The sequence below is a fragment of the Thermobispora bispora DSM 43833 genome, from assembly GCF_000092645.1.
Taxonomy (GTDB): Bacteria; Actinomycetota; Actinomycetes; order Streptosporangiales; family Streptosporangiaceae; genus Thermobispora; species Thermobispora bispora.
In genome coordinates this window covers 2,451,571-2,466,998 of sequence record NC_014165.1, presented here as the reverse complement: position 1 = coordinate 2,466,998, position 15,428 = coordinate 2,451,571, and the positions used below count along the sequence as shown (strand labels likewise).

The 15,428-nt window shown below is 73.6% G+C and carries 11 protein-coding genes and 2 tRNA genes; 9 read left to right on the top strand and 4 right to left on the bottom strand.

The window, feature by feature from the left end:
- Positions 1 to 149: 149 nt before the first annotated feature.
- Both TBIS_RS10560 and TBIS_RS10555 read left to right on the top strand, forming a co-directional pair.
- A complete protein-coding gene (locus TBIS_RS10560) occupies positions 150 to 2,594 on the top strand; it encodes a molybdopterin-dependent oxidoreductase (RefSeq protein ID WP_013132366.1) in 2,445 nt (814 codons plus the stop codon).
- A 3-nt stretch (positions 2,595 to 2,597) separates the two neighbouring features.
- Positions 2,598 to 3,050 carry a molybdopterin oxidoreductase gene (locus tag TBIS_RS10555; protein WP_013132365.1) on the top strand — a complete coding sequence of 151 codons (453 nt, stop codon included), beginning with the start codon at positions 2,598 to 2,600 and terminating at the stop codon, positions 3,048 to 3,050.
- Here TBIS_RS10555 and TBIS_RS10550 read toward each other — a convergent pair.
- From TBIS_RS10550 to TBIS_RS10540, 3 genes are all read right to left on the bottom strand, one after another.
- Positions 3,013 to 5,769: a heavy metal translocating P-type ATPase gene (locus tag TBIS_RS10550; protein WP_013132364.1), complete on the bottom strand. Its 2,757-nt coding sequence runs from the start codon at positions 5,767 to 5,769 to the stop codon at positions 3,013 to 3,015. The two genes, TBIS_RS10555 and TBIS_RS10550, sit on opposite strands and share 38 nt — an antisense overlap.
- Positions 5,770 to 6,102: 333 nt before the next feature.
- Positions 6,103 to 6,177, bottom strand: a tRNA-Val gene (locus TBIS_RS10545).
- 25 nt (positions 6,178 to 6,202) lie between these two features.
- A tRNA-Gly gene (locus tag TBIS_RS10540) sits at positions 6,203 to 6,275 on the bottom strand.
- Positions 6,276 to 6,545: 270 nt separating this feature from the next.
- Between TBIS_RS10540 and TBIS_RS10535 the strand changes: the two genes are divergently transcribed.
- The 5 genes from TBIS_RS10535 to TBIS_RS10515 all read left to right on the top strand — a co-directional run bounded on the left by TBIS_RS10535 (position 6,546) and on the right by TBIS_RS10515 (position 11,523).
- Complete coding sequence (locus TBIS_RS10535) at positions 6,546 to 6,821, top strand: hypothetical protein (RefSeq protein WP_013132363.1); 276 nt, start codon at positions 6,546 to 6,548, stop codon at positions 6,819 to 6,821.
- A gap of 9 nt (positions 6,822 to 6,830) precedes the next feature.
- Positions 6,831 to 8,648, top strand: a complete 1,818-nt coding sequence (gene glmS / locus TBIS_RS10530; protein WP_013132362.1) for a glutamine--fructose-6-phosphate transaminase (isomerizing) — start codon at positions 6,831 to 6,833, stop codon at positions 8,646 to 8,648.
- A 207-nt stretch (positions 8,649 to 8,855) separates the two neighbouring features.
- The gene (locus tag TBIS_RS18175) at positions 8,856 to 9,818 is read left to right on the top strand and encodes a Bug family tripartite tricarboxylate transporter substrate binding protein (RefSeq protein ID WP_013132361.1); all 963 of its coding nucleotides are present in this window, start codon (positions 8,856 to 8,858) and stop codon (positions 9,816 to 9,818) included.
- A 149-nt stretch (positions 9,819 to 9,967) separates the two neighbouring features.
- Positions 9,968 to 10,870 carry an enoyl-CoA hydratase/isomerase family protein gene (locus tag TBIS_RS10520; protein WP_083785255.1) on the top strand — a complete coding sequence of 301 codons (903 nt, stop codon included), beginning with the start codon at positions 9,968 to 9,970 and terminating at the stop codon, positions 10,868 to 10,870.
- 44 nt (positions 10,871 to 10,914) lie between these two features.
- Positions 10,915 to 11,523, top strand: a complete 609-nt coding sequence (locus TBIS_RS10515) for an Rv1733c family protein (RefSeq protein ID WP_013132358.1) — start codon at positions 10,915 to 10,917, stop codon at positions 11,521 to 11,523.
- Here TBIS_RS10515 and glgC read toward each other — a convergent pair.
- The gene (gene glgC / locus TBIS_RS10510; protein ID WP_013132357.1) at positions 11,510 to 12,736 is read right to left on the bottom strand and encodes a glucose-1-phosphate adenylyltransferase; all 1,227 of its coding nucleotides are present in this window, start codon (positions 12,734 to 12,736) and stop codon (positions 11,510 to 11,512) included. The genes TBIS_RS10515 and glgC overlap by 14 nt on opposite strands.
- 351 nt (positions 12,737 to 13,087) lie before the next feature.
- On the opposite strand from glgC, the gene glgA reads away from it, so the two are divergent.
- Both glgA and pgeF read left to right on the top strand, forming a co-directional pair.
- A complete protein-coding gene (gene glgA, locus TBIS_RS10505) occupies positions 13,088 to 14,278 on the top strand; it encodes a glycogen synthase (RefSeq protein ID WP_013132356.1) in 1,191 nt (396 codons plus the stop codon).
- Positions 14,279 to 14,304: 26 nt separating this feature from the next.
- The gene (gene pgeF, locus TBIS_RS10500; RefSeq protein WP_041432168.1) at positions 14,305 to 14,991 is read left to right on the top strand and encodes a peptidoglycan editing factor PgeF; all 687 of its coding nucleotides are present in this window, start codon (positions 14,305 to 14,307) and stop codon (positions 14,989 to 14,991) included.
- Positions 14,992 to 15,428 lie beyond the last annotated feature (437 nt).

Sequence of the window (15,428 nt, the reverse complement as noted above, 5' to 3'; positions counted from 1 at the left end):
CGACCGGGTGCGAGGTGCCCGAGGCCGGGGCACATGGCCGGGGAAGTATTAGCTAAGAAACCGTTCAATTAGGTCGAATCAGGGATAAACCGTACAGGCTGCGGGGTACGGCGAACGTCGTTCAAGCGTCGTCACCGCGGAGGTGTCAGGTGCTGGACCGGACCGCCGACTGGGGAGCGCGCACGCCGTACGGATCCCCGGGCGCGGTGGAACGGCTGGCGGCCGCCCTGCCCGGGTGCATGCGCGATGTGCTCCCCACCGAGATCGGCAGAGGAAGCCCCTGGCCGGTTCGGGTGGACACCTACCTGGAGGACGGGTTCGGCGAGGACGACGTCGACGCCTGGGTGCCGGCCGTCTCGGCGCTGGGCTCGGGGGGCGACGGTCTCGACATCGCGGTGTGCGGGAACCGCGTGGTGGGGGTGCGCGGCCGGGCCGCCGACCGGGTCAACCACGGCAGGCTCGACCCGCGGGAACGGCACGGCAGGCCGCAGCCGGGACGCCACACCGGACGGCTGACCCGCCCGCTCGTCCGGGAGGGCGGGGAGCTGGTCGAGACGACCTGGGACGCCGCCATGGCCCGGATCGTCGACCGGTCGAGGGAGCTGCTGAGCCGCCCGGGCGGCTGGGGCCGGTTCGGCTTTCACACCGGCTCCCGGCTGTTCCTGGAGGAGTACTACACCCTCGCCGTGATCGCGAAGGCCGGGATCGGCACGCCCCACATGGACGGCGACACCCGGCTGACCGCCTCGGCCTCGGCCGCGCTCGCGGCGAGTTTCGGCGTGGACGCGCCGCCCGGCTCGTACGCCGACGTGGACCACTGCGACGCGATCGCGCTCTGGGGCCTGGACCCGGCCGGGACCCACCCGGTGCTCTGGGAGCGGATCCTCGACCGGCGGCTCGGGCCCGACCCGCCCGCCTTGATCGTCGTCGACCCGCAGGAGACCCAGGCCGCGCTCGAGGCCGACGTCCGCCTCGCCATCCGCCCGGGCACGAACGTCGCCCTGATGAACGGCCTCCTTCACGAGCTGCTCGCCCGCCACCGGTACGACCCGGCCTACGTCGAGCGGCACACCGTGGGGCTGGACGAGCTGCGCCGGGTGGTGGACGCGTACCCGGGCAAGCGGGTGGCCGAGATCTGCGGCGTGCCCGAGGAGCTCATCGAACGCGCCGTGGAGATCATCGGCCGGGCCGAGCGGCTGCTGTCCGCGGTGGGCCCGGGCTTCCACCGGTCGAACCAGGCCACGATCGCCGCCTGCCAGGTGCACAACCTCCACCTGCTCCGCGGCATGATCGGCCGCCCCGGGGCGGGGGTGCTCCACCTCGGCGGGGGGTTCTCCGCCCGCAACGCGCTGGAGACCGGGGCCACCGGCGGGCTGCCGGGCCTGCGCAACTGGGCGAACCCCCGCCACGTCCGTGAGCTCGCCGACCTGTGGGGGGTGGACCCTGCGGTCATCCCGTGTCTCGGGCCGCCCACCCACACCCTGCGTCTCTTCCGGTACGCGGAGGAGGGCTCGATCGGCCTGCTGTGGATCACGGCCTCGGACCCGGCCCGGTGGCACCCCGGTCTCGGGGAGATCCTCGACCGGGACGACGTGTTCGTGGTCGTGCAGGACCTGTGCCTCACCGAGACCGCCCGCCACGCCGACGTGGTCCTCCCCGCGGCCGGGTGGGGGGAGAAGCTCGGGGTGGTGACCGGTGCCGACCGGACGGTGCACCTCTGCGGCAAGGCCGTTGACCCGCCCGGCGAGGCCCGTCCCGACCTCGACATCTTCCTGGACTACGCGCGGCGGATGGGCTTCCGCACCCGGGACGGGGCGCCGCTGATCGGCTGGTCCGACCCGGAGTCCGCCTTCGAGGCGTGGAAGGCGTGCTCCAAGGGCCGGCCGTGCGACTACTCGGGCCTCAGCTACGAGCGGCTGCGCCGCGGCGCGGTCCCGAGCCCGTGCACGCCGGGCGAGCCGCACGGCACGGAGCGGCTGTACGCCGGGGGCCGTTTCCCGACCGGCCGCGACCACTGCCAGACGTACGGGTTCGACCTCGTCACCGGCGCCGAGCACGGCCCGGAGCGGTACCGGGAGATCGACCCGGACGGGCGCGCCTTCCTGCACGCCGCGCACTACGAGACCTCGCCCGAGGTGACCGGGGACGACCATCCGCTGCTGCTCACCACGGTCTGCGGTCCCGGCGTGCCGGCGACGCCCGGCGAGCCATGGGCGGAGGTGCACCCCCGGGACGCGGAGGCCCTCGGGCTGGGGGAGGGCGACCCGGTCTGGATCGAGTCCCGGCGCGGCGGGCTCCGCGCGCGGGCGCGCCCGACCGGGACGCGCCCCGGCGTGGTGGTGCTGCTCGCCGGGAGCGCGCACGCCCCGGCCGTGGCGAGCCTCACCGCACCCGCCTGGGATCCGATCGCCAGGCAGCCGATCAGCACGGCGATCGCGGTACGGATGACCAAGGTCGCCGGGGAGGGCGTTCGCGGCGGCGAGCGCGCCGAGGTCGCGCTCTCCCCGGACCCGGTGCCCATCGCCGGGGCCGGGGTGCCGGCCGCGGCGGGCGGCCCGGTGGCCGAGGCGTCCGAGCGACTCGAGGGGGTGTGAGCCATGCACCTGGCCCGCTACCTGGGGCGGCTGCAGCGCTCCCAGCGGGAGCTCGCCGACGCCTACCACGCCTTCCGGCGGCGGCATCCGCGCGAGGTGGACCTGTGCACGGTGTGCGAGCGGCTCGCCGCGCAGTGCGGGGACCACGCGGTGCGCCTGGAGCCGTTCATCCGCAGGTACGCGTCCGGCGCACCGCCGGACCCCCTGGACCGGCCGGCCCCGGACCCGACGGAGCGGTCCGGCACTCTGGGGCTGCTGCGCGACCTGCACGACCTGTACCTGCTCGCCGCCGACTGCGACCTGTCGTGGCGGATCGTCGGGCAGGCGGCCCAGGGCGTGCGCGACGCCGAGCTGCTCGACCTCGTCCGGTACTGCGGTGAGGAGTCCGCCCGCCACCTGCTGTGGCTGCGGTCGAGGATCAGCGAGGCCGCTCCCCAGGCCCTGGTGGTCGCCTGACCGATGGCGCGGTCCGCGACCCGCCGGGCGGGTCCGCCCGCGGCGCTGCCTCGGCGGTGCCCCGGTCCGCCGGGTCCGGCGGCGCGACCGTCTCCACGGTGACCGCCAGGCCCGCCGGGACCGGTGGCGCGGGCGGGACGGCCGCCGGGGTGAAGCGGCGGAGCCGGTTGGCGTTCCCCACCACGGAGAGCGACGACAGGGCCATCGCGGCCGCGGCGATCATGGGGCTGAGCCGGATCCCCAGGACCGGGTAGAGCACGCCGGCGGCGATCGGGATGCCCACCGCGTTGTACCCGAAGGCGAGGAACAGGTTCTGCGTGATGTTGCGCATGGCCGCCCGCGACAGCCGTACCGCGGTGACGATCCCGCTGAGCGCCCCGGAGACGAGCGTCACGTCGGAGGCCTCGATCGCGACGTCGGTGCCGGTGCCGATGCCGAACCCGACGTCGGCCCGGGCGAGCGCGGGGGCGTCGTTGATGCCGTCGCCGGCCATGCCCACCCGCAGGCCGTCGCGCTGCAGCCGCGCGATCGCGGACGCCTTCTGGCCGGGCAGCACCTCGGCCAGCACCCGGGTGATGCCGACCTGCCGGGCGATCGCCTCCGCGGCGCGCCGGTCGTCCCCGGTGAGCATCAGCACCCGGAGGCCGAGATCGTGGAGGGCGGCGATCGCGTCCCGGGAGCCGTCCTTGACGGTGTCGGCGACCCCCACCACCCCGGCGGGCTCGCCGTCCACCGCCACCATGATCGGGGTACGGCCGGCCTGGGCGAGCCGGTCGGCGAGCCCCGTCAAGGGCGAGGGGTCCACCCCGGCCCCGGAGAGCAGGCGGCGGCCGCCCACGTGCACCCGGCGTCCCTCGACGACCGCGTTCACCCCCTCACCCGTCACCGAGCCGAACCCGGACGGCTCGGCGAGCCGGAGGCCGCGGCCGAGCGCCCCGGCCACCACCGCCCGGCCGAGCGGGTGCTCGGAGGAGCGTTCGGCCGAGGCCGCGAGGCGGAGCAGCTCACCGGCGGCCAGGCCGCCGGCCGGGACCACGTCGGTGAGCTCGGGCCGGCCGCGGGTGACGGTGCCGGTCTTGTCGAGGACGATCGCGTCGAGCCGCCGCGCGGTCTCGAGCGCCTCCGCGTCGCGGATCAGGATGCCGGCCTCCGCCCCCTTGCCGGCGGCCACCATGACCGACAAGGGCGCGGCGAGCCCGAGCGCGCAAGGGCAGGCGATGATCAGCACGGAGACCGCGGCGACCAGCGCGTGGGTGAGCGCCGGGGCCGGGCCGGTGGTGAACCACACCGCGAACGTCACGATGGCGACGCCCATGACCGCGGGCACGAAGTAGCCCGAGACCCGGTCGGCGACCCGCTGGATCGGCGCCGTGGAGGCCTGCGCGGCCCGCACCAGCCGGATGATCTGGGCGAGCGCGGTCTCGCTCCCCACCTTCTCGGCGCGGAAGGTGAACGCCCCGGTCTGGTTGACGGTCGCGCCGACCACGGGGTCGCCCGGCCCCTTCTCCACCGGGATCGGCTCGCCGGTCACCATCGACTCGTCCACCGCCGACCGGCCCGCCACGATCGAGCCGTCCACGGGGATCTTCTCGCCCGGCCGGACGCTGACGAGGTCGCCCGGCACCACCTGCTCGACCGGGATCTCCACCTCGGCCCCGTCCCGCCGTACCCGGGCCGTCTCGGCGCGCAGCCCGATGAGCCGGCGGATCGCCTCCCCGGTCCCCGCCTTGGCGCGCGCCTCGAGCAGCCGGCCGAGCAGGATCAGGGTGAGGATGACCCCGACCGCCTCGAAGTAGACGTCGCGCAGGTCCGCGGGGAAGAGCCCGGGCAGCACGGTCACGAGCAGGCTGTAGCCGTACGCGGCGGTGGTGCCCAGCGTGATCAGGCTGTTCATCTCCGCGGTCCGGTGGCGGAGGCTCAGCCAGCCGGTCCGGTGGATCGGCAGACCGGTGACGAACATGACCGGCGTGATCAGCGCGAGCTGAACCCGGCGGTCGAGCAGGAGCTCCGGCACCCAGGCCGCGTGGAAGAGCTCATGGGCCATGACCGCCAGGGCCACCGGGGCGGTGAGCACCGCGCCCACGGCGACCCGCCGGGACAGGTCCCGGATCTCCGCCCGCCGCTCCGCCGCCTCGAGCTCGTCGCCCGGGTCCTCGTGCCCGGACGGGCGTGGACCCGGCCCGGTCCGATCCGGTGATGCGGTGCGGCCCGGCACGTGCTCGGCCCGGAGGTTCACTGGCTCGATACGGCCCGGCACCGGTCCGCCGGCGGTAGGGCTCCCCTCGGCGGGCCCCGGCCCACCGGCCGGTTCCACGATCAGCCGGCCGTGCACCATGTTCATGCCGCAGGCGAAACGGAACTCGCCCGCGCGGTCCGGGGTCAGCTCGACGGTGGTCCGCCGGAAGGCGGGCAGCGGCCGGTTCACCCCGAAGTCCGGGAACACCACGCGTGCGGTGCAGTCCCCGGACTCCCGGCGGTCGAAGGTCAGCCGCAGCGGCACGCCCTGCCGTACCCGGATCACGTCCGGCGAATAACCGCCCTTGACGGTGATCTCCGCCTCCTGCCCGCCGTCGCGCGGCACGGCACGGCCGGCGCGCCGCGGCCCGAAGAAGAACCAGGCGAGCAGGGCGAGCGAGAGCGCCGCGAGGAGGATGACGAGGAGATCGCCCATGCCCATCACCGGCTTCCCGGGCCCCGGGTTGGTCCGCTCTCTCAGCATCACCCCGCTGCGGCCCGGGTAACGGGCGGAGGCGCACGGATCGGTGACTCAGGTGCCGACGCCCGCGTGCGTCACCGATTCCGGGGCACGCGGCCGGGCATGCCCCGCCGCCGGGTGCGGTCCGCCGGCTGCTCGGCACGGCCGCCGGGCGTGCCGACGCCGGAGTTCTCCACCGCAGCCGTTCGGAAATCGAGGGCCGCGCATCGCTCCGGACCGGTCCCCGGGAGGACCGCCGTGCTTCCCAGGGCAGGTCTCGACCTGTTCTCTGGGGCATGAGGCGGTCGCGAAAACGCCGATGGCTCCGCGAACCGCGGAGCCATCGGCGTAATCTCCTGGTGGGCGATAGTGGATTTGAACCACTGGCCTCTTCCGTGTCAAGGAAGCGCTCTGCCCCTGAGCTAATCGCCCGTGCCCCGGCGTACGCCGGGCTTAGAGCGGAAGACGGGACTCGAACCCGCGACCCTCACCTTGGCAAGGTGATGCTCTACCAACTGAGCCACTTCCGCATCCGGCGCGATGTGGTCCGCGCTCGCGGTTCAACTTTAGCGGATATCTGGCGCTCTCACTGCCATCAATCTCCCGAGCGAGGCGACATCCCGTCCTCGGCCGCCCCATCCCGGCCCGGCCGGACGCCGGGGACCAGGCGGTACGAACCCCTTCAGTGGCCATCGGGACCCCGAACGAAGCGCGGCAATTCGTGGTGATACGGTGAGTCTGCCCGAAAACGGGCAAGTAACTTGCTAAAAAGTAGCGTTCGTGCGTTAAGGTCCTGCGCTGTGTCCACGACGCGGCACCCCTTCGAGGATCTGATCGGCCATCTCACCCGGACCACGTCGCTCAAGCCGGCGGAGGCCGCCCGGGTGGTGGCCGACGTGCTGGCGTACTTCGGCGAGACCGCCGAAGCCTTCGTGCGGCGGCGCCACGCCGAGCTCAAGGCCAAAGGGCTCACCAACGACCAGATCTTCCCGATGATCGCCGCCGAGCTCTCCGCTCGGCGGGTCGCGGCACCGGAGCTGTCCCTGCGCCAGCTCCGCCGGATCGTCTACGGATAAGGAAGTGATATGTGCGGAATCGTCGCCTACGTCGGGCGGAAGGACGCGGCACCCATCCTGCTCGAAGGCCTCCAGCGGCTGGAGTACCGCGGGTATGACTCGGCGGGTCTCGCCGTGGTCAGCAACAAGCGGCTGAAGACCCGCAAGGTGAAGGGCAGGGTGGCCGACCTGGCGGCGGCCGTGCCCGCCCGGTTCAAGGGGACGACCGGCATCGGGCACACCCGCTGGGCGACCCATGGTGCGCCGAGCGACGTGAACGCACACCCGCACCTGGACGCCGGGGAGCGGATCGCGGTGGTGCACAACGGCATCATCGAGAACGCCGACGACCTGCGCCGCCGCCTCGAGGCCGACGGCGTGGCCTTCGTCAGCGAGACCGACACCGAGGTGCTCGCCCACCTCATCGGCCGGGCGGTCAAGGAGACGGAGACCCTCGCCGAGGCGGTCCGGCGGGCCCTCAAGGGCGTGGTCGGCACGTACGGCATCGCCGTCCTCGACGCCGAGCGGCCCGGTGAGATCGTGGTCGCCCGCAACGGCAGCCCGATCGTGCTCGGCATCGGCGAGAAGGAGATGTTCGCCGCCTCCGACGTCGCCGCGCTCATCCGCTACACGCGGCAGGTCGTGCACCTGGAGGACGGCGAGCTCGCCGTGATCAAGGCCGACGGGTTCAGCACGTTCACCAGCGACGCCACGGAGACGGCCAAGGAGCCGCTCACCGTGGACTGGGACGCGGGCCACTACGACACCGGCGGTTACGAGCACTACCTGCTCAAGGAGATCTGCGAGCAGCCGGACACGGTCGCCCGGGCGCTGCGCGGCCGCATCGACGACCGGTTCCACATCGCCCACCTCGGCGGGCTCAACATGGACGCGCGGGAGCTGCGCTCGTTCCGCCGCGTCAAGATCATCGGCTGCGGGTCGGCGTACTACTCCGGGCAGATGGGCGCGCAGCTCATCGAGGAGCTCGCCCGGATCCCCGCGGACGCGGAGCCGGCCTCGGAGTTCCGGTACCGCAACCCGGTCGTGGAGGGCGACACCCTCTACGTGGCGGTCAGCCAGTCGGGCGAGACCTATGACACCCTCGCCGCGGTCCAGGAGCTCAAGCGCAAGGGGGCCCGGGTGCTCGGCATCGTGAACACGGTGGGCAGCGCCATCGCCCGGGAGTGCGACGGTGGCGTGTACCTCCACGCCGGCCCCGAGGTGTCGGTCGCCTCGACCAAGGCCTTCACCTCGACCGCGGTCGTGTTCGCGCTCCTCGCCCTCCACCTCGGCCGGGTCCGCGACCTGTCGCCGGCCGAGGGCAAGCGGATCTGCGACGGGCTGCGCCGGCTCCCCGAGCAGATCAAGGAGATCCTCACGCTCGAGGAGCAGATCCGGGAGCTCGCGATCAAGTACTCCGACGCCCCGGGGATGATGTTCGTCGGCAGGGTGCGCGGCTTCCCGGTGGCGCGCGAGGGCGCGCAGAAGCTCAAGGAGGTCTCCTACATCCACGCCGAGGCCTACCCGGCGAGCGAGCTCAAGCACGGCCCGCTCGCGCTGATCAGCCCCGAGCTGCCGACCGTCGCGATCGTCCCGGACGACGAGCTGCTCGACAAGAACCTCACCACCCTCGAGGAGATCCGGGCGCGCAACGGGCGCATCGTGATGGTCGGCCACCGGGCCACGGACGCGGCCGACGACTGCATCGTGGTGCCGAAGAACGAGAACGAGCTCGACCCGATCCTGCTCACCATCCCGCTGCAGCTCTTCGCCTACCACGCCGCCGTGGCCCTCGGCCGCGACGTGGACAAGCCGCGCAACCTCGCCAAGAGCGTCACCGTGGAGTGAGCGCGACCGCGGTCTGAGCCGGGACGGGACCCGGGAGAGGCGGTGCGGCCCGGCCGCACCGCCTTCTCTCATGTCCGGGCGTACTTCACCGCCCCGGCCCGGACGGCGTCCGGCATCCACCTTTTGATCCCATATGCCCGATATATGGATACAACGAGTAATTAGTCCTATTCTGAGGGTGAGGACTACTCGGGGGAGGGTGCCGACGTGCGACGCCGTACCGTCCTCGCGCTCGGGGTGCTCGCCCTCGCGGGCGCGTGCGGGGTGCCGGACCCGCCCAGGCGGCAGGAGCTCCTGCTGGTGGTCCCGGAGGAGGCCGGCCGGAAGGCGGAGCGCGTCGCACGGGAGCTGACCGCGCTCATCGAGGGCCGCTGGGCCGCGCGCGTGCGGCTGGACGGCGCCGGCTCCGGCGCCGACGACGGCGGCGGCATGGGCGGGCTCGCGCGATTCGTCGAGGACGGCCGCGCCGGCGACCTGCTGGTGACCGACACCAGGCTGCTCACCTCCGCGGCGCTGGGGGAGTGCGCCCCGGTGGCCGGCCGTGCCGTACCGCTCGCGCGCCTGGTGGGCGAGTGGGAGGTCCTGGTCACCTCGCCCGACTCCGGATTCCGCACGTTCGACGAGTTCGCCGCCGCGCTGCGGCGGAATCCCGCCGGCCCGCGGGTGGCCGGGGGCGCCACCGGCGGGCCCGAGCACCTGCTCTACGGGCTGACCGCCAAGGGCCTCGGGGCCGACCTGCGCAGGCTCAACTACGCGGCCTTCCCCGACCCCGCCGATCTGATCGCCGCGGTGCTCGACGGGCAGGCGCCGCTCGCCTTCGGCACCAGGAGCGACCTCTTCCCGTACATCCGGGCCGGGCGGCTCCGGCCGCTCGCCGTCTCCTCCTCGGAGCGCCTGGCCGGGGTGGACGCGCCCACCCTCCTGGAGTCGGGGGTCCGGCTGGTGTACGCCGACTGGACCGGGCTGGTCGGCCCGCGGACCCTGCCCGACCGGGAGCGTCAGGCGCTGCTCGACCTGTGCGCCGCGATCGCCGGATCGCCCGCCTGGCAGCGGGCGTGCGACCGCAACGGGTGGGCGTGCATGTACCTCGCCGGGGACGAGTTCGGCGAGTGGCTGGTGGACGAGGCACGCCGGACCGGCGAACTGCTGCGGGACCTCGGCCTGCGCTGACCGCCGAACCGCTGCCCGGGACGTCACCCCCGGGCTCAGGGTGACCTGATGGGCGACGGCCGCGCTCCGGCCCGGAGCCGCCCACCGGGCGGAGCGCGCAGGGATCCAGAGCCCGGCGGTGTGGCCCGGCCGGAATACCGCTCGCCGAGATGCTCCGGGAGATCGCGGATGCCCGTGCGGCCGTTGCGGGTGTGGCCCGGCCGGGAGCCCGCTGCCGGCCGCACGGCCTTCGCGCGTGGCCCGGCCCCGGTGCGGACCGGCTCGGCGATCATCCGCAGAATCGAGGGGTGACCAGTTCCGGACACCTCACCCTGACGATCGCCGGGCACATCGCCACGCTCACCCTGAACCGGCCGGAGAAGCGGAACGCCATGACGGCGCAGATGTGGCAGGAGCTCCCAGGGATCCTCTCCGGCCTCGCCACCGATCCCGCGGTCCGCGTGCTGCTCCTCACCGGAGCGGGGGAGACTTTCTGCGCCGGTGCTGATATTTCAGAAATCGCCAAACTCGGCGAGAACGGAGATGACACGGCGCTTACCGTCGCGGCCGAACGCGCGCTGATCGAGTTTCCGAAACCCGTTATCGCGGTGATCGATGGTTACTGCGTCGGCGGCGGCTGCCAGCTCGCGCTCGCGTGCGATCTGCGGATCGCCTCGTCCCGCGCGCGGTTCGGTATCACCCCGGCGAAGCTGGGCATCGTCTATCCGATGAGCTCGGCGCGGCGGCTGGTGGAGACCGTCGGGCCGGCGCGGGCGAAGTACCTGATCTACACGGCCGAGCTCATCGACGCAGGTCACGCGCTGCGGATCGGCCTCGTCGACGAGGTCGTCCCGCCGGAGGAGCTCGCCGGCCGGGCGTACGGCATGGCCGCGACGATCGCCACCCGCTCCCGGCTGACGCTCGCCGCGATGAAGGAGATCATCGACGGCCGGGCGGACGAGGAGGCCTTTCGCCGCTGGCAGCGCGTGGCCCGGGAGAGCGGGGAATTGGCCGAAGGCGTCCGGGCATTTCAGGAAGGTCGTTCCCCACGATTCTCTTGGGATGCAATATAGGCATAAACGGGACTCGCAGTGGTAATCACCCTGTGAGGTGTGAGATGTCGAAGAGTTCGGTCCCGTCGCAGAGTCCCATCGCACGATTGGCCCGATGGCTGGGCTTCGACCGGAACCCGCTCCGCCGCCCGTGCGACCGGTTCGAGGCCGCCGTCCGGCTGCTCGCGGTCATCGGCGTGCTCGTCGCGATGGTGGCCGGGATCATGCTCGGCATCCGGGAGTACGAGAAGGGCCTGCGCGTGGAGGCGGAGCAGCAGCGGGCCCGGCACGAGGTGAGCGCCACCCTGATCGAGGACGTCGCCATGGCCCGGTTCTCGCCGGCCGGCGCCCCGGTCGGGCAGGCCAAGGCGCGGTGGACGGCCCCCAACGGGACGGTGTGGCAGGACACCCTCACCGTCGCGCCCACCAAGCGGGCGGGCGACACGGTGCGGCTCTGGGTCGACGAGCGGGGCGCGCCCACCACCCGCCCGCAGGACCGGGACGCCACGGTGGTGCGCGCGGTCACCGTGGGCGGCGGGATCCCCGTGCTCGCGGCCGCCGTGCTCGGCACCCTGACCGTGTCGGTTCGCGCGATCAACCAGCGGCGCGCCCGGCGCATGTGGGAGGCGCAGTGGACGATCGTCGAACCGATGTGGCGGATCAACGGTCGATGATCTCGTTCTTCCCGATCACCACGATCCCGTTCGCGGTGACGGTGAAGCGCTGACGGTCGTACTCCAGGTCGAGCCCGATCCGGGCGCCGTCGGGGACGACCACGTTCTTGTCGATGATCGCCCGGCGGACGATCGCACCCCGGCCCACCGTCACCGAGTCCATGAGCACCGAGTCCTCGACCAGTGACTGCGAGTGCAGCACGACCCGGGGCGAGAGGATGGAGCGCACCGCCATCCCGCCGGAGACGATGACCCCGGGCGACACCAGGGAGTCGAGCGCCCGCCCGATCCGGTCGCCCTCGTTGTGCACGAACTTGGCCGGCGGCAGCGGGTCGTGGCCGGTGTAGATCGGCCATTCGTCGTTGTACAGGTTGAAGACCGGGTGGACCGAGACCAGGTCCATGTTGGCCTCGTAGTAGGCGTCCAGGGTCCCGACGTCGCGCCAGTACCCCCGGTCCCGCTCGGTCGCCCCCGGGACCACGTTGGTGGCGAAGTCGTAGACGTACGCGGTGCCGCTCTTGACGAACATCGGGATGATGTCGCCGCCGATGTCGTGCCGGCTGTCCGGGTTGACCGCGTCCTCGCGCAGCGCCTCGATCAGGGCCTGGGTCCGGAAGATGTAGTTGCCCATCGACGCAAAGATCTGGTCGGGGGCGTCCGGCAGGCCGGTGGCGTTGGTGGGCTTCTCCCGGAACGACGTGATCCGCCGGCCGGTCGGATCGGTCTCGATCACCCCGAACTGGTCGGCGAGCGACAGCGGCTGCCGGATCGCGGCGACCGTCACGTCGGCGCCGGTGGCGACGTGCTGATCGAGCATCTGCCGGGGGTCCATCCGGTAGATGTGGTCCGCGCCGAACACGAGCACGTGCTCCGGCCGCTCGTCGTAGATGAGGTTGAGGTTCTGGAAGATCGCGTCGGCCGAGCCGGCGAACCAGCGCGGGCCCAGCCGCTGCTGCGCCGGGACCGGCGTCACGTAGTTGCCGAGCATCGCGGAGAGCCGCCAGGTGCGGGAGATGTGCCGGTCCAGGCTGTGGTTCTTGTACTGCGTCAGCACGACGATGCGCAGGAAGTGCGCGTTCGCCAGGTTCGACAGCACGAAGTCGATCAGGCGGTAGACGCCGCCGAAGGGAACCGCCGGCTTGGCGCGGTCCGCGGTCAGCGGCATCAGCCGCTTGCCCGCGCCACCGGCGAGCACGATCGCCAGGACCCTCATAAGAGGACACTAACGTCCAGAACACCGGCGAGCAGCACAGTGACCGGAAAAAGCGGTATGTCACATCGCCGGGCCGGGCCAGGGTCCCCGCAGACGATCGCCGGCATCGGGGCCGCGCGACCGCGGCGGCCCGCCCGTGCGGCGCGATGCCGCCGCCCGCCGGGCCAGGGGCGCTCGCGGTGCAGTGCCAGAACACGTCGGCTGCCTGGGGTCCGGAACGCGCCGTCTACCGGGGTGCTCGCGGTGCCGCTCCGGGACGCGCCGGGCACCGGAGCCGGTCCGGTCTCCCGCACCCCGGGCGTCATCGCCGCCCCGGCCCGGGACGGGGCCCGGGCCGTAAGCTGTCCAGGTATGCGCGTCGATCTGCTCACCCGCGAATATCCCCCCGATGTGTACGGCGGGGCCGGTGTCCACGTCGCCTACCTGGCCCGGGAGCTGCGCGACCTGGTGGAGGTGCGCGTGCGCTGCTTCGGCGAGCCCCGCGCCGAGCCCGGGGTGCGCGCCTACCGGGTGCCGGACGGGCTGCGGCAGGCGAACGCCGCGCTCCAGGTCCTCGGGGTGGACGTGGAGATGGCCGCGGGGTGCGCGGACGCCGACCTGGTGCACAGCCACACCTGGTACGCCAACTTCGCCGGGCACCTCGCCAAGCTGCTGTACGGCGTGCCGCACGTGGCCACCACCCACAGCCTCGAGCCGCTGCGGCCGTGGAAGGCCGAGCAGCTCGGCGGCGGGTACGCCCTCTCCTCGTGGGCGGAGCGGACCGCCCTGCTCGGCGCCGACGCGATCATCGCGGTCTCGGAGGCGATGCGCCGGGACGTGCTCAGGGTGTACCCCGAGATACCGCCCGACCGGGTGCGGGTGATCCACAACGGGATCGACACCGGCGAGTACGCCCCGTCGCCCGGGATCGGCGCGCTGCGGCGGTACGGCATCGACCCGGCCGTGCCGTACGCGGTCTTCGTGGGCCGCGTCACCCGGCAGAAGGGGCTGCCCCACCTGCTGCGGGCCGCCCGGTCGCTGGAGCCGGGCGCCCAGCTCGTGCTCTGCGCCGGCGAACCGGACACGCCCGAGATCGCCGAGGAGGTCACCGGCCTGGTGCGCGAGCTGTCCGCCACCCGGGAGCGGGTCGTGTGGATCACGAAGATGCTGCCCCGGGACGAGCTGATCGAGATCCTCACCCACGCCACGGTCTTCGTCTGCCCCTCGGTGTACGAGCCCATGGGCATCGTCAACCTCGAGGCGATGGCCTGCGAGACCGCGGTCGTGGCGACCGCCACCGGCGGCATCCCCGAGGTGGTCGAGGACGGGGTGACCGGGCTGCTCGTGCCGATCGACCAGGGCCCGGACGGTGAGCCGGCCGACCCCGGCGCGTTCGCCGCGGCCCTCGCCGACCGGGTGAACGCGCTGCTCCGCGACCCGGCGCGGGCGGCCGCCATGGGCAAGGCGGGCCGCCGCCGCGCGATCGAGCACTTCTCCTGGCGGCGGGTGGCGGAGCGGACGCGCGACCTGTACGCCGAGGTGGCGGAGGCGGGGCGGCGGTGAAGGTGATCGAGGTGGGCCCGGTGCGGATGGCGTTCACCGACCGGCACGGCGGGGTGAGCACCGGGCCGTACGGCACCCGCAACCTCGGCGGCGCGGTGGGGGACGACCCGGCGGCCGTCGCGGAGAACCGGGCGCGGACCGCGGCCGAGCTCGGCCTGGACCGGGTCGTCTACATGCGCCAGGTGCACGGCGCCGACGTCGCCTACGTCACCGCGCCGTTCGGCGCCGACCCGCCCGGTCTCGACGCCGTCTTCACCGACCAGCCGGGCCTCGGGCTCGCGGTCCTGGTCGCCGACTGCGCCCCGGTGCTCGTCGCCGACCCGGTGGCGGGCCTGACCGGGGGAGCGCACTCGGGGCGGCCGGGCACCGAGGCGGGGGTCGTCCCGGCGCTGATCGAGGCCATGGCGGCCCGGGGCGCCGACCCGGCGCGGATGGTCGCCGTGATCGGGCCCGCCGCCTGCGGCCGGTGCTACGAGGTCCCCGCCGAGATGCGCGAGCGGGTCGCCGCCCGGGTCCCGGAGGCGTGGGCCACCACCCGGCGCGGCACGCCCTCCCTCGACCTGCGCGCCGGGATCGAGGCCCAGCTCCGCGCCGCCGGGGTGACCGACATCCGGCACGACGACCGCTGCACGATCGAGACGCCCGACCTGTACTCGTACCGGCGGGAGCGGGTGACCGGCCGGTTCGCCGGGTACGTGTGGCTGGCCGGCTGAGCGGCGGCGCCCGAGGCCGGCCCACGGCCGTACGGATCACCCCGGCCGTCCCGGCTCAGGCCGGGCTTCGCTCCCGGACCCGCTCACGATCCGGTGCCACACGGGCCAGGGTGAGGCTCTCCCCGTGGCGGGTGGGTGCGCCCATTGGCCGAGCGGCGGCTCACCCCCACGTGCGGCTCTCCCAGCGGCGGGCGGGCGCGCCCGCGCCACGCCGCCGACCGCCGGCGCGCGAAGCCGGCGCTGCCGCGGCCCGTCCGGTGGCATGCGGACGAGGCGTGGGGCCTGACGAGGCGTGGCGCCCAACTGGCGGGACCCGGCCCCGGAGCCGCTCCCGGCGGGGCCAGGGGACATTTCCGGCATCAGCCCGCGCGGAACGGGAAGCATCTTGCTGCGCCGCCCGCCCGGGTGGGGAACCGCCCACCGGGACGGCCGGTCAG

What these genes read in the sequence shown, in the direction of transcription:
- TBIS_RS10555 (WP_013132365.1), top strand. Translation starts at nt 2,598, where the DNA reads ATGCACCTGGCCCGCTACCTGGGGCGGCTGCAGCGCTCCCAGCGGGAG.
- TBIS_RS10550 (WP_013132364.1), bottom strand. Translation starts at nt 5,769, where the DNA reads ATGCTGAGAGAGCGGACCAACCCGGGGCCCGGGAAGCCGGTGATGGGC.
- glmS (WP_013132362.1), top strand. Translation starts at nt 6,831, where the DNA reads ATGTGCGGAATCGTCGCCTACGTCGGGCGGAAGGACGCGGCACCCATC.
- TBIS_RS10520 (WP_083785255.1), top strand. Translation starts at nt 9,968, where the DNA reads ATGCTCCGGGAGATCGCGGATGCCCGTGCGGCCGTTGCGGGTGTGGCC.
- TBIS_RS10515 (WP_013132358.1), top strand. Translation starts at nt 10,915, where the DNA reads ATGTCGAAGAGTTCGGTCCCGTCGCAGAGTCCCATCGCACGATTGGCC.
- glgC (WP_013132357.1), bottom strand. Translation starts at nt 12,736, where the DNA reads ATGAGGGTCCTGGCGATCGTGCTCGCCGGTGGCGCGGGCAAGCGGCTG.
- glgA (WP_013132356.1), top strand. Translation starts at nt 13,088, where the DNA reads ATGCGCGTCGATCTGCTCACCCGCGAATATCCCCCCGATGTGTACGGC.
- pgeF (WP_041432168.1), top strand. Translation starts at nt 14,305, where the DNA reads ATGGCGTTCACCGACCGGCACGGCGGGGTGAGCACCGGGCCGTACGGC.